This window comes from Methylobacterium sp. AC690 (assembly GCF_979256535.1).
The window spans coordinates 174,607-197,956 of sequence record NZ_CEEDOX010000013.1 but is presented as its reverse complement, the minus strand read 5'-3'; the positions used below and the strand labels follow the sequence as shown (position 1 = coordinate 197,956).

Genomic DNA, 23,350 nt, shown 5'->3' with positions numbered 1-23,350 from the left:
CCGCCATCCTGCCCGCCCGCCCCGCGAGGTTCGCATGACCGTTCCCGTCCCGTTCGAGACCCACGCCGCCGCCCCGCACGCCCCCGAGGTGAAGGGCGCCCTGCCGCTCCTGGAGGACAAGGCCGCGGGCCGCGCCCCGCACGAGCCGGCCCCGAACGATCCGGGGGTGGCCACCGCCATGGCCGAGCTCGCCCACGCCTTCGAGGCGTTCAAGGAGACCAACGACGCGCGGCTGGCCGCCATCGAGGGCCGCGTCCCCGGCGACGTGCTCACCGAGGAGAAGCTCGCCCGCATCGACGCCGCCCTCGATACGGCGCGCACCCGGCTCGACCGCCTCGCCCTCGACGGCCGCCGCCCGCCCCTGGGACAGGGTGCGCCGGCGCCCCGGGACGCGGCCAGCGTCGAGCACAAGGCGGCCTTCGACCTCTACGTCCGGGCCGGCGAGAGCGGCGGCCTGAAGCGGCTCGAGGAGAAGGCCCTCTCGGCCGGCTCCGGCCCGGATGGCGGCTACCTCGTGCCGGCCGAGGTCGAGCGCATGGTGCTGACCCGCCTCGCCAACCTGTCGCCGATCCGGTCGCTGGCCACGGTCCGGGTCATTTCCGGCGGGCAGTACAAGCGCGCGGTCTCGGTGCGCGACGCGGTCTCGGGCTGGGTCGCCGAGACGGCGCCGCGGCCGCAGACCGACACGCCGCTCCTGTCCGAGCTGACCTTCCCGGCCATGGAGCTCTACGCCATGCCGGCGGCGACGCAGACCCTCCTCGACGACGCCATCGTCGACCTCGATTCCTGGCTCGCGGACGAGGTCGAGACGGCCTTCGCCGAGCAGGAGAGCACCGCCTTCGTCACCGGCAACGGGGTCAGCCGCCCGCGCGGCTTCCTGACCTACGACCTCGTGGCGAACACCGCCTGGGTGCCGGGCAAGATCGGAACCGTCGCGACGGGCGTCTCCGGCGGCTTCGCGGCCGCGAACCCGTCCGACGTGCTGTTCGACCTCGTCTACGCCCTGCGGGCGGGCTACCGGCAGAACGCCACCTTCGTGATGAACCGGCGCCTGCAGAGCACGATCCGCAAGTTCAAGGACGCGGACGGCAACTACCTGTGGCAGCCGCCCCTGGCCGCCGACCGCGCGGCGACCCTGATGGGCTTCCCGGTGGCGGAGGCGGAGGCGATGCCGAACGCGGGCGCCAACAGCCTCTCGCTCGCCTTCGGCGATTTCCGCCGCGGCTACCTAGTGGTGGACCGCGCCGGCTTGCGGGTGCTGCGCGACCCCTACTCGGCCAAGCCCTACGTGCTGTTCTACATCACCAAGCGCGTCGGCGGCGGCGTCCAGGACTTCGACGCCATCAAGCTCCTGGCCTTCGCCGCCTGAGCCGGACGCCCCCGGACCCCCGGGCCCGGGGGCGTCGCGTGACAGAACACGGGTGTTGATTTCAGGGTACAACCCAGGGGCATGCCACCCCCCTGGGTGATTCCGGACGGATCTGCGGCGTGACACGCTCCCGATTTTGCCTCAGAACAACCTCAAGTTAAATTCTAGGGCGTGTGGGCATGAACATCGACGGGGCCGAGAACGCGAAGGCCGAAGTCTTCCTGGAAGCCTTTCGCTACGCACCAACGGCCAGCGCCTTCGCGGGCGATCAATCCGGACCAACCTTTGCCCCGCTTCCCGGGACCGAAGCCCACGCCGAGATTCTGCGCGCCCGGCGCGATCGCACGTTTCACCCGAAGGAGAAGATCGCAGTCGGCATCCTGCGCTACGGACCGGACCATGCCCGCGCCTCGGACCTGAAGGTCGGATTGTTTCTCCAGCACCAGAAGCTGAGGCATCACCCTGTTGTCGAAGCCGCGCAACGGATTGCGAAGGGTGAGGTCGAGATCATCGTGACCGGTCGCGCCAGACGCCAGCTTGGCCCCGTCGTCAAACCCTGTCGGCCCCTTCTGATGGGGGAATCCGTCGGGCACGCACGTGTCACCGCCGGAACGATCGGGTGCTTCGGGATTGATCAGGACGGGGTCGTGGGCATTCTGTCGAACAATCATGTTCTGGCCGCAACGAATACGGGCCGCATCACGGACGTCATTCTCCAGCCCGGGCGGCGCGATGGCGGCCGGATCGGGAATCCGGCCCATGAGGTCGCCAAGCTGAAGACGTTCGTCCCGATTGATTTCGATCCAACGATGTCCAATCTCGTGGATTGCGCCTTTGCAGTCCTCGATCAGAACCAAGTTTGCGAAGCCAGCCGGGTCGGCCACACGATCCCAGGGGCCACCTCCTGGAGCATCGGGGCGATCGACGAGCTGGTCATGGAGCGCATGCCGGTCCGCAAGGTGGGGCGCACGACACGCTACACAGAGGGTGTGGTCGAGGCGATCGAGGTGGACAATATCCGCGTCCAGATGGTGAGTGGCGCACGTCCCAAGTTTGCGATGTTCAACAAGCAGATTGCAATCAGTGGTATGAAGGGTGCATTCTCGAAAGGTGGCGACAGTGGGTCTCTGATTTGCGCCGAGGACGGGAGCCCGATCGCCTTGTTGTTTGCCGGAACGGACGGGGGCGGTCCGCGCGGCGGCGGCATCACCTACGGAAATCCGATCCGCACCGTTCTGGATGCCCTGGCCCTCGAGATCTACGTCCCCGCTGCAGGAGCGTGACATGGGCGACTCGCGTAACCGACTGCTGGCTTCGAAATCGGCGGCCGTCGCCGCCAAGGAAGCCTTCACGGCCCAGTACATCGCCGGGCGGGACGACTGTTCCGTCGGGCTGGGCGTGAATGCGCGCGGAGACGACTGGACCTTCAGGGTCTTTGCCGAGTCCGAGACGGCGGCGCAGGAATTGCCCAATCGTTTTGGAAGTTTCGCGGTGGAAGTCGAAGTCACCGGGCCGACCTTCGCCTTCAAACCCTGAAGCGTCCCAGCGTACCGGCCCGGATCGGCACAGATCTCGATCCCAGGGCCACCGTCAGCGGGCCCGCGGCCGGGAACGGACGCCGGCACGAGCGCAAGGCCCCGACCATCGCATGGAAGGCAGCTTCGCCCTAACCGACCAGGCACCATCCCGGGCATCACGGTGGTAGGGCCGCTCCCCGACGCGGTCCAGCTCGTCCAGACCTTCAGCGCCGCCCTCTTGAAACGCGCGCGCCACGTCGCGGCCGGGCGACGGCTGACGGCGTTTCTCGCCTCGGATCGGACCACGGACGCATTCCGGAGCACGGGCATGACCCCTTCCGGCACCCGCCCGGTGCCGTAGGCCGGCCCTGGGCTTCGCCTCGCGCCGCCCCGGCTTGGCCTCGCGGTGGCGGGCCTGGCGGCGGCTCGATCGGCCTAGCGCCGGCCCGGCTTGGCCATCCAGTCCGACCGGGTCGCGCCGATGGCGGCGCCGGAGGGCATGCGGGCGAACTCGGCCGCGCGGGCGTTGATCCAGCCGGCATGCTCGCCGGTGGGCGTCACGGCGGTGAAGCCGCCGCAGGCGGTGCGGGCTTTCCGATCCTGGCGCATGGCGCCGCTGGACCAGCTCACCACGCCGACGATCTGGTAGCCGCCCGGGCCGCCGCGCAGGATCGGCCCGCCGGAATCGCCGAGGCAGGCCCCGGCGCCCGCCGTCTCGGCCATGCGGCGGCGGTCGGTGACCACCGTGACCCGGTTGGCGACCTGCAGCGAGCCGATGGAGACGAGGTGGGCCTGGCGCAGGGTCCGGGCGGTGTTGCGCCGGTTCTCCGCGACCACGCCGAAGCCCGCGATGTCGACGGCGTCGCCGGTGTTGATGGCGCCGCCGCGGGGATCGAGGGGCTGGAAATCGTCGCTCAGGGGCTCGGCGAGCTTGATCAGCGCCAGGTCGATGCCCGGCTGGTCCTCCGGCGTGGTGCCGGGCACGAAGTCGGGATGCATGGCGAAGGCGATCGCGTTGATGCGGCGCTGGCGGAAGGCCCGGTCGACCGCCACCACGCTGTAGCCGGCCTGGTGCATGACGCAGTGGGCGGCGGTGAGCACGAGGTCGCGGGCGATGAGCGTGCCCGAGCAGATCTCGCCCTGGGTGCTCTCGATCCGCACCACCGAGGCGCGCAGGCCGTTGGGATCGCGCGACACCTCGCCGTTGATCACCGCGAAGGCCGGCAGGGGCGCCAGCGCGCCGAGGGCCGCGGCCAGCGCCGTCGCTCCGATCCGGAGGCGGGCGGGGCGGGGGGCGGGGCGCCCAGCCTTGCCGGGGGCAGCCTGCGTGTTCGGGGCCGTCATCGTGTTGAAGGCAGCCTTGCGCAACGCGGTCGGCAACATCGTGTCTCTCCCGCGTCCGGCGATGTTCTGGACGAGAACGGCGTGGAGCCTATCGGAACGCAATGGCTCGGCCAAGCTCTGGTTCCGTGGACGTTTCGTCCCGCGGGATCCGCTCAGGCGCCGGACCAGAGCGCGGCGCTGCCCCAGCCCGACAGGGTCCGGTCGATCCAGTCGCGCTGCGGGCCGAGGAGGACGCCCTGGGAGACGCCGCCGCAGGCCTTGCCGGCGGCCCAGGCGGAGACGGCGAGGACGGCGGGCCCGACCCCGATCGGCCCGCCGGAATCGCCCTGGCAGGCGCTGGCGCCGCCGGGACCGGCCCCGAGCCAGACCAGGATGCGGCTCGGTCCGTGGGGCTCGATCACGCCGAGCTCGACGCTGCGATAGGTGCCCGTGCTGCGGGCGTCCCCGGCGGCGGCGACGCCGTAGCCGGACAGGGTCAGGCGCTCGCCGGCCCGCGGCATCGCGGCGCTGAGGGCGGCCGGCACGAAGCGGGCCGGCAGGGGGCTGGCCAGGCGCACCAGGGCGAGGTCGACCGAGCGCCGGCGGCCCGCCACCGCGCCGGCATCGTAGCCCGGATGGAGCGCGCGGGCGGCGATCTCGGCCAGCACCGGCGCGCCGGTCGCGTCCTTGTAGTGCACCCGGTGCTCGGCGCGGGCCGCCACGCAGTGAGCGGCGGTGAGCACCGCGTCCGGGGCCACGACGATGCCGGTGCAGACGCCGCCATTCGCGGACAGCACCATCACGGCCGAGCCCGCCGCCTCGGGGGCGGGGCGGCCGCCCACCACGGCGCCGGCCGGCCCGGAGACCTGCGGACCCAGAACCAGCAGGGCCCCCAGCAGGGATCCCGGCAGGATCAGGGATCTCAGCGAGGCGAGGCCCCCGCGCCGCGCCGCGCGGCGGGTCCGGCCAGCGTTGCGCGCCATCGCGATCCCTTTCCTGGACGGCCCCCACACGGAGACGACGATGACCCCACTACGCGTCGACAGCGCCTTCGTCGAGCCGGTGACGCTGGCGGAGATGCGCGGCGTCCTGCGCCTCGACCCAGATGACGGCGGCGCCGAGGATCCCCTGGTGGAGCGGCTGATCGCGGCCGCCCGGGCACAGGTGGAGGTGGCCACCCGGCGCATCCTGACGCCGGGGCGCTATCGGCTGATGCTCACGGCCTGGCCCGGCGACGGCTGGCTGCCCCTGCCGCTCAGCCCCCTCGTGGCGGTGGCGCGGGCGGGCCTCGTCGACCCCGGCGGCAGCGTCACCGACCTCGCCGCCGGGCTCGTCCGGCTCGGCCCGGACGGGATCGAGGCGCCGGGCCTCGTCATCGACCCGGCGGTGCCGGCCCTGGACCGGCGCGCCGCCCTGGTCGAGGTCGAGGCGGGCTACGGCGGCGCCGGGCCGCCGCTGCCGCCGGCCCTGGTCCAGGCGATCCGGCTCCTCGTGGCCCACGCCTTCGAGCATCGCGGCGACGGGCCCGGCGACGCGGGTCCCCCGCCGGCCCTCGCCGCCCTGGTCGCGCCGCTGCGGCGGATGCGCCTCTAGCGCTTCGTCCCGGAGATCTCCGCCATGCCCCAGCCCCTCACCCGCGTGCCCATCGGCGCGCGCCGCCGCCGCTTCGTGCTCGAACGTCCCGTGGAGACGCCGGACGGCTTCGGCGGCGTGGTGCGCCGGTTCGAGGCCGGTCCGCTGCTCTGGGGCGCGATCGAGCTCCTGCGCCCGGTCGACCGGCTCCGCTTCGACCGCGCCGAGGCGGTCGCCACCCACCGGGTCCGCTTCCGCTTCGGCCCCACGGTCACGCCGGCGATGCGCCTCGCCAGCGGCCCGCGCCGCTTCGCCGTGCGCAGCGCGGGCGATCCGGACGGGCGCCGGCGCGACCTCGTCTGCGAGGTCGCGGAACTGATGGTCGAGGAACGGATGGTCGAGGAACGGATGGTCGAGGCCGACGCATGAGCCTCGCCCCCTCCCCCACCAGTCCGCTCCTGGCCCTGCGCGCCGCCATCCTGGCCTACCTCGCCACCGACGCGCCCCTGGCGCGCCTGATGGGCGGCTCCCTGCGCCTCGCCGACGAGCCGCCCCGGGGCGTCGCGCCGGTCTACGCCCTGTTCGGGGACGCCGAGATCCGCGACGATTCCGTCGACGGCGCCCGGCGCCATCGGCACGCCCTCGCCCTGACGGTCTTCGCCCGGCCGGGCTCGCTCCGCAGCGCGGTGGATGCCGCCGAGCGCATCGCCGACCTCCTGTTCGACGCGCCGCTCGCCCTCTCGGGCCACGCCCTCGTGCGCCTCGATCTGGAGGCCATCGCGGTGCGGCGCGATCCCGCCAGCGGCGAGGCCCGCGCCACCCTGACCCTGCGGGCGATCACCGAGCGCCTGTCCGCCTGAGTCCCGAACCCCGAACCCCGCCCCCGAATCCCGATCTCGGAGCCCCCCATGGCAGCGCAACGCGGCAAGGACCTGCTCATCCGCATCTCGACGGCCAGCGGATTTCTGGCGGTGGCGGGCCTGCGGGCCCGCCAGGTCGCCTTCAACGCCGAGACGGTGGACGTGACGAACGCCGATTCCGCCGGGCGCTGGCGCGAGCTCCTGGCCGGGGCCGGGGTGCGCCGGGCCGCCCTCTCGGGCTCCGGAGTGTTCCGCGACGAGGCCTCCGATGCCCGCCTGCGGCAGGTGTTCTTCGACGGCACCCTGGAGACCTACCAGATCGTGGTGCCGGGCTTCGGCACCCTGGAGGGTGCCTTCCAGATCACCAGCCTGGAATACCGGGAGGATCACGCGGGCGAGGTGACCTTCGACATGGCCCTCGACTCGGCCGGCCCCCTCGCCTTCACGGCCGCCTGATGGCGAACCGCCGGCGCGGCGAGGTGGCCCTGGCCCTGGGCGCCGAGCGCTACACCCTCTGCCTCACCCTGGGGGCCCTGGCCGAGCTCGAGGACGCCCTCGGGGCCGCCGACCTCACCGACCTCGCCGCCCGCTTCGGCGACGGGCGGCTCAGGAGCCGCGACCTGATCGCGCTCCTCGGCGCGGCCCTGCGGGGCGGCGGCCACGCCCTCGACGCGGCGGCCGTCGCGGCCCTGCCGCTGGCCGGCGACCTCGACGCGATCGGGACGGCGATCGGCGCCGTGCTGGCGGCGGCCTTCGGGGAGGCCCCCGAAACCCCTTGAGCCCCACGGGCGGGACCGCGCCGGAGCCGCCCTCCGCCTTCCCGTGGGACGAGGTGCTGGCGCTGGGCCTTGCCCGCCTGCGCTGGCGACCGCGCGATTTCTGGCGCGCCACGCCGCGCGAACTGATGGCCGCCGCCGGCCTCACCGGGCCCCGCACCGCCCTCGACGGGGCCGCCCTGCGGGACCTGATCGCCCGCTTCCCCGACCCGACCTGATGCGAGGGACCCCGCCATGGCCGAGACCGACCCCGACCGCAGCACCGCCGCGCGCGCCCGGCAGCTGGAGACCCTCGACGGGCTCGCCCAGCGCTTCGGCCGGAGCCTGTCGAAGGCGCTGAGCCTCAATGTCGGGGCCGGGCGCCAGCTCGACAGCGTGCTCGGCACCCTGGCGACGAAGCTCTCCGGCATGGCGGCCAAGGCGGCCCTCAGCCCGGTCAGGGCCGGGATCACCCGGCTGGTGAACGGGATGCTCGGGGCGGGCGGAGCCGGCGCGGACGCGGCCTTCTCCGCCGGCGGAGTCCTGCAGCAGGGCCGGGTGCGCCCCTTCGCGGCCGGCGGCGTGGTGGCCGCCCCGACCTACTTTCCCATGCGCGACGGCCTCGGCCTGATGGGCGAGGCCGGGCCGGAGGCGATCCTGCCGCTGAAGCGCGGCAGCGACGGACGCCTCGGCGTCGCGACGGGCGGCCAGGCCGCCGCCCCGGTGACCATCCACATCGCCACCCCGGACCTCGAGAGTTTCCGCCGCTCGGAGGCGCAGGTGGCCGCCGGCCTCGCCCGGGCGGTGGCCCGGGGCCGGCGCGGCCTCTGAGGCGAAAGGAGGAACGCACCATGGCCGACGACCCGCCGAGCGATTTCCACGAGGTCCGCTTCCCCCTCGATGTCGCCCTGCGCGGCAGCGGCGGCCCCAGCCGCCTCACCGAGATCGTGACCCTGGCCTCGGGCCGGGAGCACCGCAACAGCCGCTGGGCCGATTCCCGCCGGCGCTACGATGCCGGCTTCGGCATCCGCACCCTCGACGCCCTGCACGCGGTGCTGAGCTTCTTCGAGGAGCGGCGGGGCCGGCTCTACGGCTTCCGCTACCGCGACCGCGTCGATGCCACGTCCGGCCCGCCCTCGCGCGGGATCGCGGCCACCGACCAGTTCCTCGGCCTCGGGGACGGGACCACCCGCGTGTTCCAGCTCGCCAAGACCTACGGCACCGGGCCCGCGCCCTATCGCCGGACCATCGCCAAGCCGGTGGCCGAGAGCGTGCGGGTGGCGGTGGACGGCGTCGCGGTGCCGGCGGCCCAGGTCGCCTGCGAGGCCGGCACCGGCCGGCTCACCTTCGCGGCCGACGCCGTGCCGGCAGTGGGCGCCCGGGTGACGGCGGGCTTCGCCTTCGACGTGCCGGTCCGCTTCGACACCGACGACCTCACCGTCGACCTGTCCGCCTTCGCCGCGGGGGAGATCCCGCGGGTGCCGCTCATCGAGATCGTGCCGTAGCCGGGGCGAACCGCAGCGGCCAGGCGCCCGGGCGCCGGATCACGGTGCGGGGCGTGAAGCGCCAGAGGCGCTCGGCGCCGGGAAGCTCCGCGAGATCGGGGGCGTCGAGGACCACCTCGGGCCGGCCGGTCATCTGCAGCAGGTCGCCGGTCGCGAAGTCGACGAACAGGAGCCCGGCGCGCGGGTTGGCGAGCATGTTGCCCAGGGTGTTGAAGAACCGGTTGCCGGAATAGTCCGGCACCGTCAGGACCCCGTCGGCCCCGACCCGGACGAAGCCGGCGGGGCCGCCGCGATGCGAGACGTCGACCTGGCGGCGGCCGTCCGCGCCGACGGCGTAGCTCGCCACGAACAGCGTCTCCGCCCCCGCCACCAGGGCGCGGGCCTGCGCGTCCAGGTGGTGCGACCGCTGCGGGGCGGCCGGCGCCGGCGGGACCGTTTCGGGATCCGTCCGGACCCGGATGTATTGCGGGCAGTTGCCGAAGCTCTGCGCCACGCGGATCGCGAAGCCGTCCGGCCCGTCGCGCATCACCGTGCCGTTCAGGCGGTTGCGCCGCCGCGTGCCGAGATCGATCCCGAGGAGGCCGAGGGCGGCACCGTCCGAGAGCCCCGCCTCGGCGGGATCGTCGGGCTGGGGCGCCCCCCGGACCCGCAGGTGCGCGGGGTCGGGCGCGTCGAGGAAGCCCGGCGCCCCGGTCCGCACCGTCGCCCAGGCCTCGCCGTCCGGGTCGACCGTCCCCAGCACCACGTAGGGCAGCTGGCGATAGAAGGCCTGGTGCTGCTCGATCAGGTGGTCGCGGATCACGCGGGGGCCGAGCTCGGCCATCCGCTCGGCGACGCCGACCCGGGCCTGGAGGGCGGTCTCGCCCGCGTGCCAGGGCGGGGCGGGACGGATTTCCATGGGCGAGCGGGAGGGGACGTCGGTGGGAGACATGTTTGTTCTCCTGCGGAAAGGGTGAGGGTCAGGCGGCGCGCAGCCCTGCCGGCGTCTGGGGGAACGGCACGAAGCCCGGCAGGGCCTCGATGCGGGCGAGCCAGGCGCGGACGGCGCCGTAGGGGGCGAGGTCGACGTTCCCCTCGGGGGCGGCGGCGACGTAGCTGTAGAGCGCCACGTCCGCGACGGTGGGGTGGTCGGCGGCGAGCCAGGACCGCCCGGCGAGCTCGGCCTCGAGACGCCCGAGGATGACGTGGGCCCGGGCGATGACCTCGGCCGCGTCGAAGGCGGCGCCGAACACCGTGATCAGGCGGGCGGCCGCCGGGCCGAAGGCGATGGGGCCGGCCGCCACCGAGAGCCAGCGCTGCACCCGCGCCGCGCCGGCCGCGTCCTCCGGCAGCCAGTCGGTGCGGCCGAGGCGCTTGGCCAGGTAGACCAGGATGGCGTTGGAATCCGGGACGACCGTCTCGCCGTCGACGAGCACCGGCACCTGGCCGAACGGATTCAGCGCGAGGAAGTCCGGCGCCCGGTGCTCGCCCCGAGCGAGGTCGACCTCGACGATGGCGCAGGGCTGGCCGACCAGGGACAGGAACAGGCGGGCCCGGTGGGCGTGGCCGGACAGGGCGACGTGGAACAGCTTCATGGCAGGTCTCCTCGGGGACAGGGGCGGCACCCGAGCCGGGCGCCGGCGTCATCCGCATTCAAGACCATCACCTGCCTGGGCAGAATACGCTTTCCCTGCAAGCCACCGTTCCACAAAATGGAATAATCGGGAGTGGCGGAGGGCGGCATGGATCGGTGGCAGGCGATGCGGGTCTTCGTCCGCGTGGCGGAGGCTGGGGGCTTCGCCGAAGCGGCGCGCCAGCTCTCCATGAGCCCGCCGGCCGTGACCCGGGCGGTGGCGGCCCTCGAAGCGCGGATCGGGGCGCGACTCCTAACCCGGACGACCCGCTCGGTGAAGCTCACCGAGGCGGGCGCGCGCTACCTGGAGGATTGCCGGCGCCTCCTGGCGGAGATCGCGGAGGCGGAGGCCGCCGCGGCCGGCTCCTACGCGACGCCCTCCGGCACCCTGACGGTGACGGCGCCGGTGCAGTTCGGACGCCTCTACGTGCTGCCGGTGCTGACCGAATACCTGGCGCACCACGCCGCCGCCTCGGCCCAGGCGCTGTTCCTCGACCGCGTCGTCAACATGATCGAGGAGGGGGCCGATGTGGGCGTCCGGATCGGCCCTCTCGCGGATTCCGGCCTCGCGGCGATCCGGGTCGGCACCGTGCGCCGGGTGCTCTGCGCCGCGCCGGACTACCTCGACCGGCACGGGACTCCCGGGACGGCGCGGGACCTCGCCGACCATGCCGTGATCGGCTCGGCGAGCCTGGGTTTTGGGAGCCCGGGTTTTGGGAGCCTGGGTTTTGGGAGCGCTGCGCCGCGGCCGCGGCTGACCTGCAACACCATCGATTCCGTGCTGGCGGCAGCCCTGGCCGGCCAGGGCCTCGCGCGGCTCCTGTCCTATCAGGTCGCCCCGTCCGTGGCGGAGGGGCGCCTGCGCCTCGTCCTCGACGATCCGGAGGCGGCGGCGATGCCGGTCCACGTCGTGAGCCCCGAGGGGCGGCGGGCGCCCGCCAAGGTGCGGGCCTTCATCGATCTCGCGGTGGCGCGGCTCCGGGCCGACCCGCGGGTCAACCCGGCCCGCGCCTGAGAATCCCGCCGGCCGGACCGCCTGCCGAGGAGCCTGGACCATGCGCGACCTGCCCCCCGACCTCGCCGCGCATCTCGCCGGCGGGGCGACCACGCTCTGCCATTGCTGGGCCCTGACCCGGCGCGACGGCGCCCGCCTCGGCTTCACCGACCACGACCGCGACCTCCGCTTCGGCGGCCTGACCTACGCCGCCCGCTCCGGGCTGGAGGCGGCCGAGGCCAGCACCGAGCTCGGCTTCGCCATCGGCGGCGGCGAGGTCGCCGGCGCGCTCTCGGCGGTCGGGCTCACCGATTCCGACATCGCCGGCGGGCTCTACGACGCCGCCGCGGTGGAGACCTGGCTGGTCGACTGGCACCGGCCCGAGACGCGCCTGCTCCTGGCGATCGGCACGGTGGGCGAGGTGCGCCGGGCCGGTACCGCCTTCGTGGCCGAACTGCGCGGGCTGATGGACCAGCTCGACGCCGAGCGCGGCCGGACCTACCGCGCCACCTGCGGGGCCGACCTCGGCGATGCCCGCTGCCGCGTGGACCGCACCGACGCCCGGTTCGCCACCACCGGCACGGTGCTGGCCGTGCCGGAGCCCGGCCGCCTCGCCGTCGCCCTGGCGGGGTCTTTCGCGCACGGGTGGTTCGCCGGGGGGCGCCTCGCCTGGATCGGCGACGGCCAGGCCGGACAAGAGGCCGAGATCCGCGACCAAGCTGGCGCGACGGGGACGATCCACCTGGAGCTCTGGCAGGCCCCGCCGCGTCCGGTGGCGCCGGGCGACCGCTTCCGTCTCACGGCCGGCTGCGACAAGCGCCTCGCCACCTGCCGCGAGAAGTTCGCCAACGTGCCGAATTTCCAGGGTTTCCCGCACCTGCCGGGCAACGACTTCGTGCTGCGCTCCGCCCCCGGCTCCGGCCCGGGCCTCGACGGCGGCAGCCTGTTCCGGTGAGGCCGCCATGACAGTTGAACCGATGACATCCGAGACGATGCCCCCCCAGACCATGACCCCCGAGACGATCGTCACCCTGGCGCGGACCTGGATCGGCACGCCCTATCGTCACCAGGCCTCCCTGAAGGGCGTCGGCTGTGACTGCCTCGGGCTGCTGCGCGGGGTCTGGCGCGAGGCCCTCGGCCCGGAGCCCGAGGCGGCCCCGCCCTACGCCGCGTCCTGGGCGGAATCCGCGCCGCCCGGCCGCGATCCCCTGGCGGAGGCGGCCGGGCGCCACCTCGTGCCCGCCGCGGGTCCGCCGCAGGCCGGCGACGTGCTGCTGTTCCGCTTCCGCGCCTCCCTGCCGGCCCGGCACTGCGCCCTCGCCACCGGCGCGGGCACGATGATCCACGCCCATGACGGCGCCGCCGTCACGGAAGTGGCGCTGACGCCCTGGTGGCGCCGCCACCTCGCCCACGCCTTCCGCTTCCCGGGCGTGGGGGGTGGGGCCTAGCCGACGAGGTCGTCGATCGTGGCGGACAGGACCTCGGCAATCCGGCGCAGCGTGTCCACGGTGCCCTCGCGCTTGCCGGTCTCGATCTGCGACAGGAAGGGCTGGGCGATCCCGGCGGCCTCCGCCAGGGCGCGGGCCGTGAGGCCGCGGTGCTCGCGCCAGACGCGGATGCGGTTCTCCCCGCCGAGGATGCGGTCCACCATCCCGGAGGGCAGCAACTCCTCCTCGCCGGCAGCGAGCCGGCGGCGGAACTCCCCGACCGCGAGGCGGTCGGCATTGTCCTCGGCCGCCTCGCTCAGGGCGCGGAAATCGGCCTCCGACAGAACGACCAGGCGCTCGCCGGCCGGGGTGACGATGGTCTGGGCGTTCATGGGTGAGAATCCATCAGGGGTGGAAATCCGAGCCGGCAATGTCCCATTCGGCAAGGTCATTCGTAGGCGCTGCCCCGAGGGGCGACCCGGATCACGGCGAGGATCTCGCCCTGGTCCGTATAGAGGACCCGCCAGTCGCCGACGCGCAGGCGAAAGACTCCCGGCTCGCCCTTGAGGGCCTTCACGTTGTTGGCCTGGGTGGCCGGATCGGCCGCCAGCAGGGCGATCTTGGCGCAGATCATCGCCGAGACGTTGGCCGGCATCCGGCTCAGCGTCTTCAGAGCCGCCTTGCTGTAAGCGATCCGTTTCACCTCTAAAACATAGCATAAAGCTATATCGCCGCAAGGGTGACATCGCCCCGACGTCTCAGTCCTCGCCCCCCGTTATCGGAGCCCGCCATGGCCACGCTGATCCTGCAAACCGCCGGGGCGGCGGCCGGTACGGCAATGGGGGGGCCGATCGGCGGGATCATCGGCAGCGCCCTCGGGGCGGCGGCGGGCTCCGGCATCGACGCCGCCCTGTTCGGAGGGCTGGCGGGCGGGCGCACGGTCGAGGGGCCGCGCCTCTCCGACGTGGCGGGGCTCAGCTCCGGCGAGGGCGATCCCATCCCGCGGGTCTACGGCCGGGCCCGCATCGGCGGCACCCTGATCTGGGCGACCCGGCCCCTGGAGGTGGCGAGCACCGCCGCCGCCAGCGCGGCCGGCGGCAAGGGCATCGGCGGCGGCAAGGTCAAGCGGACGAGCTACGCCTACTTCGTCGATCTCGCCATCGGCCTGTGCGAGGGCCCGGTGGCGGGCATCCGGCGGGTCTGGGCGGACGGGCGCGAGCTCGACCTGACCACGGTCACCCTCCGCCTGCATGTCGGCGACGCGGACCAGGCGCCGGACCCGCTCATCGTCGCCAAGGAGGGAGCGGCGAACGCGCCCGCCTATCGTGGCCTCGCCTACGTGGTGTTCGAGCGCCTGGCGCTCGCCGCGTTCGGCAACCGGATCCCGCAATTCGCCTTCGAGGTGCTGCGCCCCGTGGCGGGCCTCGCCGGGATGATCCGGGCGGTCTGCCTCATCCCCGGCTCCACCGAGTTCGGCCTCGACCCGCTGCGCGTCACCGAGGAGGCGGGCTACGGCACGACCCGCCCGGCCAACCGGTTCCAGCTGCAGGCGGGCACCGACGTGACCGCCTCCCTCGACGCGCTCCAGGCGCTCTGCCCGCGGCTGGCCCGCGTCTCCGTGGTGACGAGCTGGTTCGGGGACGACCTGCGCGCCGGGCGCTGCACCCTCGCGCCCCGGGTGGACAACGCCGCCAAGGTGACGAGCGGCGACGTCTGGTCGGTGGCGGGCCTGCGCCGCGACCAGGTGGCGCCCGTCTCGACCGGCCCCGGGGGCGGCCCGGCCTATGGCGGGACGCCCTCGGATGCGGGCCTGACCCGCCTGGTGGCCGACCTGCACCGGCGCGGCCTCGCGGTGGTGCTCTACCCCTTCGTGATGATGGACGTGCCGGCGGGCAACGCCCGGCCGGACCCGCGCGACCCGGCCGCCGCCGGCCAGCCGGCCTATCCCTGGCGCGGGCGCATCACCTGCGACCCCGCCCCCGGGCAGCCGGCGAGCCCGGACGGCAGCGCCGCGGCCGGCGCGCAGGTGGCGGCCTTCCTCGCGCAGTATCGTCCGTTCGTGCTGCATTACGCGACCCTGGCGGCCGCCTGGGCCGCGGCGGGGAATCCGCTCGCGGGCTTCATCCTCGGCAGCGAGTTCGTCGGCCTCACCCGGGTGCGGGCGGAGGCGGGCCGCTACCCCGCCGTGGAGGGCTTCCGCAGCCTGGCGACGGCCCTGCGCCAGCGCCTCGGCCCGGACGTCAAGCTCGTCTACGCCGCCGACTGGACGGAATACGGCGCCGACGTGCGCGACGGCGGTGCCACAGTCCGCTTCCCCCTCGACGCGCTGTTCGCGGACCCGGCCATCGACGCGGTGGGGATCGACTACTACCCGCCCCTGACCGACTGGCGCGACGGGGACGCCCATGCCGACCTGGCGCTCGCCGATTCGATCTACGACCCGGCCTACCTCAAGGGCCGGCTCGGGGCCGGCGAGGCCTTCGACTGGTCCTATGCCGGCGAGGCCGACCGGGCGGCGCAGGTCCGCACCCCGATCACCGACGGGCGCTTCGCCAAGCCCTGGATCTTCCGGGCCAAGGACCTCGTGGGCTGGTGGGCGAACCCGCACGTCGAGCGGGACGATGGTCTCGAGACCGGCGCGACGGCCTGGGTGCCGCGGGGAAAGCCGATCTGGCTCACCGAGATCGGAGTGCCGGCGGTGGACAAGGGCACCAACGGCCCCAACGTCTTCCCCGACCCGAAATCCGCCGAGAACGCCCGCCCGCCTCGCGCGGCAGCCGCGACGACCTGATCCAGGCCCGCGGCCTCGCGGCGATCCTGGGGCGGTTCGACGCCGGCCTGCCCGGCTTCGAGGCCGCCCACAACCCGGTCTCGCCGGTCTATGGCGGGCCGATGGTGCCGGCGGACGGGATCTTCGTCTGGTGCTGGGACGCCCGGCCCTACCCGGCCTTTCCCGACTTCGACACCGTTTGGGCCGATGCCGGCAACTGGCCGGTGGGACACTGGATCGGCGGTCGGATCGAGGGGCTGGAGCTCGACCGGCTCGTCGCCGCGATCCTGGCCGATCTCGGGATCACCGTGCCGGCCGCCATCACCGCAGACGCGACCCTCGACGGCTACGTCATCGACCGGCCGATGTCGGCCCGGGCGGCCCTGGAGCCCCTGGCGCAGCTCTACGGCCTCGACGTCTCCGCCGCGGCCGGCACGCTGATCGTGCGCGGTCCGCGCCGGGCCGTGCCCCTGCCCCTCGCGACGGACGACCTCGTGGTCCTGCGCGACGCGGAGGCGCCCCTGGCCCGGGTCCGGGCCGAGGAGGCGGAGTTGCCGCGCTCCCTGGCGATCGGCTTCACCGACGGCGAGACCGCCGAGTACCGCCGGGCGAGCGCCGCCGCGACCCGGCCGACCGGCCGGCGCCGGCGCGAGACCCGGATGGAGGCCGCCGTGGTGACCCGGCGCGCCTGTGCCGAAGCCCTGGCGGAGGCCGCCCTCGACGCCGCCCTCGCGGCCCGCGACACCGCGCGCTTCACCCTGAGCCCGCGCCGGATCGACCTGGCGCCGGGCGACCTCCTGGTCCTGCCGGGGGAGCGCCTGCCGCACCGGATCCTGCGCATCGCCGACAGTCCGCGCGGACGCACGATCGAGACGCGGGGCGTCCCCCTCCAGGGCCGGGCGCCGCGCGCGGGCGAACCGGCCGGATCGCGCCCGCGCCGGGCGGTGCCGGCCCTGGCCGGGCCGCCCTTCGCCGTCGCCCTCGACCTGCCGGCCGACCGCGGCACCCCGACCGCCCTGCAGGCGCTGGCGGTGACGGCCGACCCCTGGCCCGGGCCGATGGCGATCTGGCGGGCGGAGGGCGAGGACGCCCCGCTGGTGCCGCAGGCCTTCGTCGACCACCCCGCCTGCCTCGGCGAGACCCTGGCGCTGCTGCCGCCCGGCCCGCTCTGGCGCTTCGACCGGGGCACGGCCCTCACGGTCCGCCTGCGCCATGCCGGGGACCTCGAGGCCATCGGCGAGGCGGCGGCCCTGGCGGGCGGCAACCTGTTCGCGGTGCGCAGCGCCGGGGACGGGGCGATCGAGCTGATCGCGGCCGCCGGCGCCACGCTGGTGGGCCCGGACACCTACCGGCTCACCGGGCTCCTGCGCGGGCTTGCCGGCAGCGAGGCGCAGGCGGGGCGCGCGGCCCCGGCCGGCAGCCTGATCGTGCGCCTCGACGGGGCGGTGGTGCCCCTGGTCGAGCGCCTCGACGAGGCCGGCCGTCCCTTCCGCTACCGCATCGGCCCGGCGGCGCGCGATCCGGCCGATCCGGCCACCGTCGCGCTGCGCGCCACGGCGGGCCTCACCGCCCTCCGCCCCTTGCGCCCCGTCCACCTCCGGGCGCGGCGGGCGCCGGGGGGCGTGCGCCTCGCCTGGATCCGTCGGGCCCGGCGCGACGGCGATTCCTGGGACGCCGTCGAGGTCCCGCTGGAGGAGCCCGAGGCCTACCGGGTCACGCTCTACGCCGCCGAGGGCCGGCCCCTCCGGACCCTGACCGCGGACCGCGCGGACCTCCTCTACGCAACGGCGGACGAGACGGCGGATTTCGGCGCACCCCAGAGTCGCCTCGACGTGGCGGTGGCGCAGGTCGGCGCGGCGGCCGGGCCCGGCCCCGAGACCCGGGCGCAGGTGCCGGTGGAGCCCGCCTGATCCCGCGATTCCCCCCAGTCCCGAGAAGCCCGGAGCCGGACGATGCCCGAGACCACCCCGACCTTGGCGCTGCCGCTGATCGCGGCCGGCCAGGCCCAGAAGCACGTCACCCACAACGAGGCCCTGATCCAGCTCGACGCCCTCGTGCAGCTCGCCTGCCGCGACAAGGACCTCGGCGCCCCGCCGGCCAGCCCCGCCGAGGGCGACCGCTACCTCGTTCTCAGCGCCGGTCCGACCGGGGCCTGGACCGGCCTGTCCGGCCAGATCGCCCAGTTCCAGGACGGACGCTGGCGGGGCCTCGCGCCGAAACCGGGCTGGCTCGCCTGGATCCTCGACGCGGACGAACTCTACGTCTTCACGGCGGCCGGATGGGTCGGGTTCCGCAGCACCCTCCGGCAGCTCCAGACCCTGACCCGCCTCGGCATCGGCACCACGGCCGACGCCGCCAACCCCTTCGCGGCCAAGCTGAACACCGCCCTCTGGACCGCCCTGACGACGGCCGAGGGGGGAACCGGCGACCTGCGCTACACCCTCAACAAGGAGGCGCCCGGCAACGTGCTCTCCCTGCTGTTCCAGAGCGCCTTCACGGGACGGGCCGAGATCGGGCTGTCGGGCAACGACGATCTCACGATCAAGGTCGCGCCCGACACCGGCGAATTCCGGGAGGCGCTGCGGGTCGACCGGGCGACGGGCCGGGTCGACCTCGCCGGGCCGCTCCCCGCCCCCCTCCTCGGGGCGCCGGCCCTCCGCCTGACCCAGGACCTCGCCACGGCAGCCGCTCCCGACGGCAGCCGATTGGCCGGCGGCCTGACGATGCAGGCGTCGAGCGGGGGCCTGTCCTGGACTGTTGCCGGCCTCGCCGGAACGGGCGGAACGTCGGGCGGCTTCCCGGGGGGCCTCGCGGTCTTCGTCAAGCCGGCGGACGGCACCCGCGCCGGCGCCTTGCGCGAGGCGGCGCGCTTCGGACCGGACGGCAATCTCGGCCTCGGCACCAGCACTCCCGCGACGACGCGGCTCGGGGTCGCGGGCATCATCGCCCACACCGCCGACAACAGCTGGAGCCTCGGCACGCCGGCGCTGCGCGCCTCGGTGCTCTACGCCGGAACCGGGGCGATCAGCACCTCCGACGCCCGCGAGAAGACGCCGGTCGCTGCCCTCTCGCAGGCCGAGATCGCCGCCGCCCGCAGCCTGGCCCGGGAGATCGGCACCTTCCGGTTCCATGACGCCGTGGCGCGGAAGGGGGACGGGGCCCGGCGCCACGTCGGCCTTACCGTCCAGCGCGCCGTCGCGATCCTGGAGGCCGAGGGTCTCGATCCCTTCGCCTACGGCTTCGTCTGCCGCGATGAATGGCCGGCGGTCGCCCCGCAGGAGGCCGTCGCGGGCACGGAGGCCGTGCGCGACGCGGACGGCACCACGATCGCGCCGGCCGTCCCGGCGCGGGCGGCGTGCCCCGGACGCGAGGCCGGCGAGCGCTACGGCTTCCGCACCGACCAGCTGCTGCTGTTCCTCGCCCGCGGCCTCGAGGCCCGGCTCACCGCCCTGGAGGCGGCCGCCGGTCCCTGATCCGCGTGGTCGCGGTCAGCGCAGGTATCCCGCCGCCCGCAGGTCGGCCTCGACCGCCGCGCACAGGGCGGCCAGCGGGTTGTCGTTCTGGGCGGCGGGCGGCGTGACGGGCCGCATGGGCGGGAAGGCCAGATCGGGCGGGAAGGCCGGATCGGGCGGCTGCGTCGGCTGTTCCCGGACAATGTCGCCGGTCTCGGCCTCGCGTCGCAAAGCAGCCGAGATGAGCTTTCGCAGCATGTCCGCTTCCCGATCCCACCGCCTGTCCAAGTAGCGCGCCAGTTATCGCGCAAGTCTAGTCATCAATCAATCAACCGGAGACAGGGCATGAACCTCAGTGCCATCGGCGAAGCCGTGCTCATCGCGCGGGAGGGGCGCCGCCTCACGGCCTATCGCGACAGCGTCGGGATCTGGACCATCGGCATCGGCCACACCGCGGCGGCCGGGCCGCCCCTGGTGACGCCCGGCCTGCGCCTGAGCGAGGCGGCCTGCGACGCCCTCTTCCGGCGCGACGTCGCCCGCTACGTCCGGGCGGTGGACGACGTCGTCCGAGACGCCTTGCCCGACCCCTTGCCCGACGCCTTGCCCGACCACGCCTTCGACGCCCTGGTCTCGCTCTGCTTCAACATCGGCCCGTCGGCTTTCGCGCGCTCCACCGTCGTCCGGCGCCTGAGGGCCGGCGACCGCGACGGCGCCGGCGCGGCGATCCTGCTGTGGAACCGCCCGGCCGCGCTGATCCCGCGGCGCGGCGCCGAGCACGACCAGTTCGTGACGCCCTACGACCGCGCCCTGCCGCGGGCGCGCCGGAGCGACGCGGCGCCGGTTCCCGCGCCAAGTCCCCTGGCGCCGTTCCTTCCTGCGTCTCTTGCCCCGTCCCTGCACCCACCCCTGCCCGCGCCGCGCCGAACCGTGCCGCGCGTCCCGCCGCTACCGAGCCGCGGCCCCGACCCGGCCCCCGATCCGGCGCCCGGGCGGTCCGTCACCCTGGCTCGCCTGTGGGCCAACCTCCGCAACCGCCTGCGCGGCGGCCCCTGAGGGCCGGTCTCCCCGCCCTCGCTTCGATGTCCCCACCGATGGAGTCCGCGATGTTTCGATTCGTCCCCGTCACCCTGCGCGCCCGCCCCTTCGCCACCGCGAGTCTCGCCCTCGCCCTCGCCCTCGCGGCGCCCTCCGCCGCGTCGGCCGCATCGCCGACCGCCGCCGTCACCGTCCCCTGGGGCGATACCCTCGCGGCGGCCATCCAGGGCATCGGCAGCGTGGTGGTCCCCCTCGCGGTCACCGCCCTGATGGCGGCCCTGGCGCGGATCGCCGGTCCCCTGCGGGTGCTGATCACCGCCAGTCTGGTGGAGCATCTGGTGCGCAATGCCGGCGCCTACGCGGTCAACGCGGTGGCGGGGGCGGCGCAGGGCCGCACGCTGACGGTCCCGGTGGGATCGCTGGTGATCGCGGGGGCCGTGCAGCGCGGCCTCGACGCGGCGCCGGGCTGGCTGATCCAGGCCGCGGGCGGCGTGGACGGCCTCGGCGAGAAGGTGTTTCGCAGCCTCCCCCTGGCGGAGGAGGCGACGGTCGCCAACACGCTGGTGCCCGCGCTCCGGGCGGCGCGGATGCCCCGGCCGGCCTGACCGACCGGTGCCTTCGCGGGCGGGGGAGTCTCACGAGGGAGGGGGCCTTGCAGAAGATCGCCCTGGAAGCCGCGCACCTGCTCGTCTCACAGGAAGGCGCGGGATGGATCGTCGCCGTCCTCCTCGGCCTCGCCTGCTTCCATCTCCACCGGGAATCGATGCGCGCCCAGGAGGCGCGCCTCGGGGACACCGGCGCCACCGCGACCGCCCTCGAGCGGGCCTCGCAGAGCCATGCGGCCGTGGCGGCCGCCCTGGAGAGCCGGACCCGGGTGCTGGACGACCTCGCGCGCGTCATCGCCGAACTCGCCCGCAGCGTCGAGCGCAACGACGAGCGCGGGCGGGAGAAGCTGGACGACATCCTGCGCCGGCTCACCGAGACCCGGCCACGCCCCTGAGGACACGCCATGGACCGCCTCGCCTTCCTGCTGAATCGCCGCCGCGACCGCCGCCGGGTGGCGGCCCTGCGCCTGCACGCCGCCCGGGCGGGGTTCGACCGCTCGTCCCTGGCCCTGCGACGGGCGGCCCTGGCGCATATCGACGGCCAGGCCCTGGTCGGAGCGACGCTGCGGGCGACCCTCGCGCGGCTCGCCGCCCAGGGCCCCGGGCCGGCCTGACCCGCCCGCCCCCGGGAGACCGCCGGGAACCGAATGGCCGAGGTTGGGCTTGGCTCCGCATTCAGGGCACATTCAGTGCATCCTCCCTAGACATCGTCCCATGCGCATCCTCCTCGCCCTGGTGTTGATCGGACTGACCGTCGCGGGCTTCGCGACGGGCTCCATCGACACGTTCGCGGAGGAGACGACGGCGGGGACCGGGGCGATCGTCGCGCCGCTGGCCGCCATCCCGCGCAGCGAGACCTGCCTCAGCCCGGCGGACCTGCGCGAGGCGGTGGCGGACAAGCGGGTGATCGCCCCGGTGGCGGCCATCCGCGCCGCCCGCCAGGTGATCCCCCGGGCCGAGATCCAGCGGGCGCGCCTGTGCCGGAACGACGAGACCCTCGTCTACCTGCTCACCGCCCTGCGCCGGGACGGCCAGTTCGTCCACGTCGTCGTCGACGCCACCACCGGGCAGGTCAGCGGTCCGTGAAGGGCTTTCGACCGGAAGCCGTTTCGCGCCGGCGCGGAGACGTCTAACGTGCGGGCCGCGCCGACCCGCGGGTCCAGGCCATCATCGTAGGAGTTCGGGACCGTGCGGTTGCTCGTCGTGGAGGATGACCGGGACATCAACCGGCAGGTGGTGAACGCCCTCGAGGAGGCCGGCTACGTCGCCGACAAGGCCTTCGACGGCGAGGAGGGCGGCTATCTCGGCGAGAACGAGCCCTACGACGCGATCATCCTCGACATGGGCCTGCCCAAGACCGACGGCGTCAGCGTGCTGCAGAAGTGGCGCCGGGCCGGCATCAAGACCCCGGTCATCATCCTCACCGCCCGGGACCGCTGGTCGGACAAGGTCGACGGCTTCGATGCGGGGGCCGACGACTACGTCACCAAGCCCTTCCACATGGAGGAGTTGATGGCCCGCGTGCGCGCCCTGCTGCGGCGCGCGGCCGGGCACGCCACCAGCCAGATCGCCTGCGGGCCCGTGGTGCTCGACACCCGCTCCGGCCGCGTCTTCGTGGATGGCAACCCGGTCAAGCTGACCAGCCACGAGTACCGGCTGCTCTCCTACCTGATGCACCATACCGGCCGGGTGGTCTCGCGGGCCGAGCTGACGGAACACCTCTACGACCAGGATTTCGACCGCGATTCCAACACCATCGAGGTCTTCGTCGGCCGCCTGCGCAAGAAGCTCGCCGTCGATCTGATCCAGACCGTGCGGGGCCTCGGCTACCTCGTCGATCCCAACCAGCCCGCGCCGCGGGTGTGATCTCAGCAGGCTCCGGCAAGGTCGGTCCGCGCGAAGCCGTCGCCGTTGAAGTGCAAGAGGGCGGTATGGATCTCGGCCATCGCGTCGGCGAAGCAATCGCCCATGTTGGGTTGGGCCGGGTGCCCCGTTCCCTTGCCATACCGGGCGGAGGCCGCGATCGCCTGCCTGCCGCTTGGGGGGATCGCCACCAGGGCCGACGCGTCGACAAACATCAGGCATCACCGCTGATTTCGTCGTAGACAGCCTTGTCGGCTTCGAGGCCGGTCGGTGGATAGGAAGCGATACGCTCCTGTATCGGCCGAATCCGCTCACGCAGGCTGAGCGTCTCGGCATCGCGTCGCAATGGGTTGCCGACGGCAAGCTTGAGGGCGTCAGTGAGAGCAGTGCCCTTTCGCTCGGCGCGCATGCGCACGAGCCGATCGGCTTCGGGGGCGCGGATGTGGAGTGCCATGGTCGAGTCTTCGCCCCTCTCCGCGCATTCTGCGATCCTGGGATCACGGACGGCCATCCGAGCCGGCTTGCGAAGTCTCTTGCAAAGTCTCTTGCGAAGCCCCTTGCAAAGCCCTTTGCGCAACCTCTTGAAAAGCCCCTCGCAAAGCGCCTTTCGAGACGTCTGGCGCAACGCATTCGCCAGGCGCGTCGGCATCCGCACACGCGAGACGGCCCCCGACGTGTACGGAACGTCGCC

The 23,350-nt window shown here is 74.2% G+C and carries 31 protein-coding genes and 1 pseudogene; 23 read left to right on the top strand and 9 right to left on the bottom strand.

Going from position 1 to position 23,350, the window contains the following annotated elements; genetic code table 11:
- Positions 1-34 precede the first annotated feature (34 nt).
- From AC0IY1_RS16815 to AC0IY1_RS16800, 4 genes are all read left to right on the top strand, one after another.
- Positions 35-1,369, top strand: coding sequence for a phage major capsid protein (locus tag AC0IY1_RS16815; protein ID WP_471771036.1), 1,335 nt, complete (start codon positions 35-37; stop codon positions 1,367-1,369).
- Positions 1,370-1,548: 179 nt separating this feature from the next.
- Positions 1,549-2,652: a hypothetical protein gene (locus AC0IY1_RS16810; RefSeq protein WP_471771021.1), complete on the top strand. Its 1,104-nt coding sequence runs from the start codon at positions 1,549-1,551 to the stop codon at positions 2,650-2,652.
- 1 nt (position 2,653) lies between these two features.
- Positions 2,654-2,905, top strand: a complete 252-nt coding sequence (locus AC0IY1_RS16805) for a hypothetical protein (RefSeq protein WP_103710500.1) — start codon at positions 2,654-2,656, stop codon at positions 2,903-2,905.
- Between the two features lie 162 nt (positions 2,906-3,067).
- Positions 3,068-3,247, top strand: a complete 180-nt coding sequence (locus AC0IY1_RS16800) for a substrate-binding domain-containing protein (protein WP_471771018.1) — start codon at positions 3,068-3,070, stop codon at positions 3,245-3,247.
- A 74-nt stretch (positions 3,248-3,321) separates the two neighbouring features.
- Here AC0IY1_RS16800 and AC0IY1_RS16795 read toward each other — a convergent pair whose 3' ends face one another.
- A complete protein-coding gene (locus tag AC0IY1_RS16795) occupies positions 3,322-4,269 on the bottom strand; it encodes a S1 family peptidase (RefSeq protein WP_471771015.1) in 948 nt (315 codons plus the stop codon).
- 113 nt (positions 4,270-4,382) lie between these two features.
- Complete coding sequence (locus tag AC0IY1_RS16790; protein WP_471771012.1) at positions 4,383-5,192, bottom strand: S1 family peptidase; 810 nt, start codon at positions 5,190-5,192, stop codon at positions 4,383-4,385.
- Between the two features lie 40 nt (positions 5,193-5,232).
- Between AC0IY1_RS16790 and AC0IY1_RS16785 the strand changes: the two genes are divergently transcribed.
- The 8 genes from AC0IY1_RS16785 to AC0IY1_RS16750 are packed head-to-tail and all read left to right on the top strand — an operon-like array spanning position 5,233 to position 8,901.
- Positions 5,233-5,802, top strand: a complete 570-nt coding sequence (locus AC0IY1_RS16785) for a head-tail connector protein (RefSeq protein ID WP_471771010.1) — start codon at positions 5,233-5,235, stop codon at positions 5,800-5,802.
- Between the two features lie 24 nt (positions 5,803-5,826).
- Complete coding sequence (locus tag AC0IY1_RS16780) at positions 5,827-6,210, top strand: head-tail adaptor protein (RefSeq protein WP_471771007.1); 384 nt, start codon at positions 5,827-5,829, stop codon at positions 6,208-6,210.
- On the top strand, positions 6,207-6,641 hold the full coding sequence (locus AC0IY1_RS16775) for a DUF3168 domain-containing protein (protein WP_103710496.1): 435 nt from the start codon (positions 6,207-6,209) through the stop codon (positions 6,639-6,641). Before AC0IY1_RS16780 ends, AC0IY1_RS16775 begins: the two co-directional genes overlap by 4 nt.
- A gap of 48 nt (positions 6,642-6,689) precedes the next feature.
- Complete coding sequence (locus AC0IY1_RS16770) at positions 6,690-7,097, top strand: phage major tail protein, TP901-1 family (RefSeq protein ID WP_471771004.1); 408 nt, start codon at positions 6,690-6,692, stop codon at positions 7,095-7,097.
- Entirely contained in the window at positions 7,097-7,420 is a 324-nt protein-coding gene (locus tag AC0IY1_RS16765; protein WP_055945986.1) for a gene transfer agent family protein, read from the top strand. Before AC0IY1_RS16770 ends, AC0IY1_RS16765 begins: the two co-directional genes overlap by 1 nt.
- Positions 7,417-7,635 carry a phage tail assembly chaperone gene (locus AC0IY1_RS16760; protein WP_055945989.1) on the top strand — a complete coding sequence of 73 codons (219 nt, stop codon included), beginning with the start codon at positions 7,417-7,419 and terminating at the stop codon, positions 7,633-7,635. The genes AC0IY1_RS16765 and AC0IY1_RS16760 overlap by 4 nt, the downstream gene beginning before the upstream one ends.
- Before the next feature lie 16 nt (positions 7,636-7,651).
- Entirely contained in the window at positions 7,652-8,227 is a 576-nt protein-coding gene (locus AC0IY1_RS16755; protein WP_471771001.1) for a phage tail tape measure protein, read from the top strand.
- 20 nt (positions 8,228-8,247) lie between these two features.
- Positions 8,248-8,901 carry a phage distal tail protein, Rcc01695 family gene (locus AC0IY1_RS16750; protein ID WP_471770997.1) on the top strand — a complete coding sequence of 218 codons (654 nt, stop codon included), beginning with the start codon at positions 8,248-8,250 and terminating at the stop codon, positions 8,899-8,901.
- On the opposite strand, the gene AC0IY1_RS16745 is transcribed toward AC0IY1_RS16750, so the two are convergent.
- The gene (locus AC0IY1_RS16745) at positions 8,882-9,832 is read right to left on the bottom strand and encodes a pyridoxamine 5'-phosphate oxidase family protein (protein WP_471770994.1); all 951 of its coding nucleotides are present in this window, start codon (positions 9,830-9,832) and stop codon (positions 8,882-8,884) included. The two genes, AC0IY1_RS16750 and AC0IY1_RS16745, sit on opposite strands and share 20 nt — an antisense overlap.
- A 28-nt stretch (positions 9,833-9,860) precedes the next feature.
- On the bottom strand, positions 9,861-10,475 hold the full coding sequence (locus tag AC0IY1_RS16740) for a glutathione S-transferase family protein (protein WP_471770992.1): 615 nt from the start codon (positions 10,473-10,475) through the stop codon (positions 9,861-9,863).
- A gap of 147 nt (positions 10,476-10,622) precedes the next feature.
- Here AC0IY1_RS16740 and AC0IY1_RS16735 point away from each other — a divergent pair, with 147 nt between their 5' ends.
- The 3 genes from AC0IY1_RS16735 to AC0IY1_RS16725 are packed head-to-tail and all read left to right on the top strand — an operon-like array spanning position 10,623 to position 12,955.
- Complete coding sequence (locus tag AC0IY1_RS16735; protein WP_471770989.1) at positions 10,623-11,528, top strand: LysR family transcriptional regulator; 906 nt, start codon at positions 10,623-10,625, stop codon at positions 11,526-11,528.
- Positions 11,529-11,568: 40 nt separating this feature from the next.
- Positions 11,569-12,462: a DUF2163 domain-containing protein gene (locus AC0IY1_RS16730; protein WP_471770986.1), complete on the top strand. Its 894-nt coding sequence runs from the start codon at positions 11,569-11,571 to the stop codon at positions 12,460-12,462.
- Positions 12,463-12,484: 22 nt separating this feature from the next.
- On the top strand, positions 12,485-12,955 hold the full coding sequence (locus AC0IY1_RS16725; protein WP_471770983.1) for an NlpC/P60 family protein: 471 nt from the start codon (positions 12,485-12,487) through the stop codon (positions 12,953-12,955).
- Here the strand turns inward: AC0IY1_RS16725 and AC0IY1_RS16720 are convergent.
- Positions 12,952-13,326 carry a helix-turn-helix domain-containing protein gene (locus tag AC0IY1_RS16720; protein ID WP_055946011.1) on the bottom strand — a complete coding sequence of 125 codons (375 nt, stop codon included), beginning with the start codon at positions 13,324-13,326 and terminating at the stop codon, positions 12,952-12,954. The two genes, AC0IY1_RS16725 and AC0IY1_RS16720, sit on opposite strands and share 4 nt — an antisense overlap.
- 56 nt (positions 13,327-13,382) lie before the next feature.
- Complete coding sequence (locus tag AC0IY1_RS16715; RefSeq protein WP_103710487.1) at positions 13,383-13,637, bottom strand: type II toxin-antitoxin system RelE family toxin; 255 nt, start codon at positions 13,635-13,637, stop codon at positions 13,383-13,385.
- Positions 13,638-13,724: 87 nt separating this feature from the next.
- Between AC0IY1_RS16715 and AC0IY1_RS16710 the strand changes: the two are divergent.
- Both AC0IY1_RS16710 and AC0IY1_RS16705 read left to right on the top strand, forming a co-directional pair.
- Positions 13,725-17,614 (top strand): annotated as a pseudogene (locus AC0IY1_RS16710) (baseplate multidomain protein megatron).
- Positions 17,615-17,656: 42 nt separating this feature from the next.
- Positions 17,657-19,177: a DUF2793 domain-containing protein gene (locus tag AC0IY1_RS16705; protein ID WP_471770980.1), complete on the top strand. Its 1,521-nt coding sequence runs from the start codon at positions 17,657-17,659 to the stop codon at positions 19,175-19,177.
- A 15-nt stretch (positions 19,178-19,192) separates the two neighbouring features.
- Here AC0IY1_RS16705 and AC0IY1_RS16700 read toward each other — a convergent pair whose 3' ends face one another.
- On the bottom strand, positions 19,193-19,414 hold the full coding sequence (locus tag AC0IY1_RS16700; protein ID WP_471770977.1) for a hypothetical protein: 222 nt from the start codon (positions 19,412-19,414) through the stop codon (positions 19,193-19,195).
- Positions 19,415-19,501: 87 nt separating this feature from the next.
- Between AC0IY1_RS16700 and AC0IY1_RS16695 the strand changes: the two genes are divergently transcribed.
- The 6 genes from AC0IY1_RS16695 to AC0IY1_RS16670 all read left to right on the top strand — a co-directional run bounded on the left by AC0IY1_RS16695 (position 19,502) and on the right by AC0IY1_RS16670 (position 22,662).
- A complete protein-coding gene (locus AC0IY1_RS16695; RefSeq protein WP_471770974.1) occupies positions 19,502-20,209 on the top strand; it encodes a lysozyme in 708 nt (235 codons plus the stop codon).
- Positions 20,210-20,259: 50 nt separating this feature from the next.
- Positions 20,260-20,796: a hypothetical protein gene (locus AC0IY1_RS16690; RefSeq protein WP_471770971.1), complete on the top strand. Its 537-nt coding sequence runs from the start codon at positions 20,260-20,262 to the stop codon at positions 20,794-20,796.
- Positions 20,797-20,843: 47 nt separating this feature from the next.
- Positions 20,844-21,191: a hypothetical protein gene (locus tag AC0IY1_RS16685; protein WP_471770968.1), complete on the top strand. Its 348-nt coding sequence runs from the start codon at positions 20,844-20,846 to the stop codon at positions 21,189-21,191.
- Between the two features lie 9 nt (positions 21,192-21,200).
- Entirely contained in the window at positions 21,201-21,410 is a 210-nt protein-coding gene (locus tag AC0IY1_RS16680) for a hypothetical protein (RefSeq protein WP_055946027.1), read from the top strand.
- Positions 21,411-21,510: 100 nt separating this feature from the next.
- Positions 21,511-21,882, top strand: coding sequence for a PepSY domain-containing protein (locus AC0IY1_RS16675; RefSeq protein WP_055946030.1), 372 nt, complete (start codon positions 21,511-21,513; stop codon positions 21,880-21,882).
- Between the two features lie 102 nt (positions 21,883-21,984).
- Positions 21,985-22,662 carry a response regulator transcription factor gene (locus tag AC0IY1_RS16670; RefSeq protein WP_055946034.1) on the top strand — a complete coding sequence of 226 codons (678 nt, stop codon included), beginning with the start codon at positions 21,985-21,987 and terminating at the stop codon, positions 22,660-22,662.
- A 2-nt stretch (positions 22,663-22,664) separates the two neighbouring features.
- Here the strand turns inward: AC0IY1_RS16670 and AC0IY1_RS16665 are convergent, their stop codons facing one another.
- Both AC0IY1_RS16665 and AC0IY1_RS16660 read right to left on the bottom strand, forming a co-directional pair.
- Positions 22,665-22,874 (bottom strand): hypothetical protein, encoded by a 210-nt coding sequence (locus AC0IY1_RS16665; protein ID WP_103710484.1) that lies wholly within the window; start codon positions 22,872-22,874, stop codon positions 22,665-22,667.
- Positions 22,874-23,113, bottom strand: coding sequence for a type II toxin-antitoxin system VapB family antitoxin (locus AC0IY1_RS16660; protein ID WP_471770965.1), 240 nt, complete (start codon positions 23,111-23,113; stop codon positions 22,874-22,876). Before AC0IY1_RS16660 ends, AC0IY1_RS16665 begins: the two co-directional genes overlap by 1 nt.
- Between the last annotated feature and the right edge of the window lie 237 nt (positions 23,114-23,350).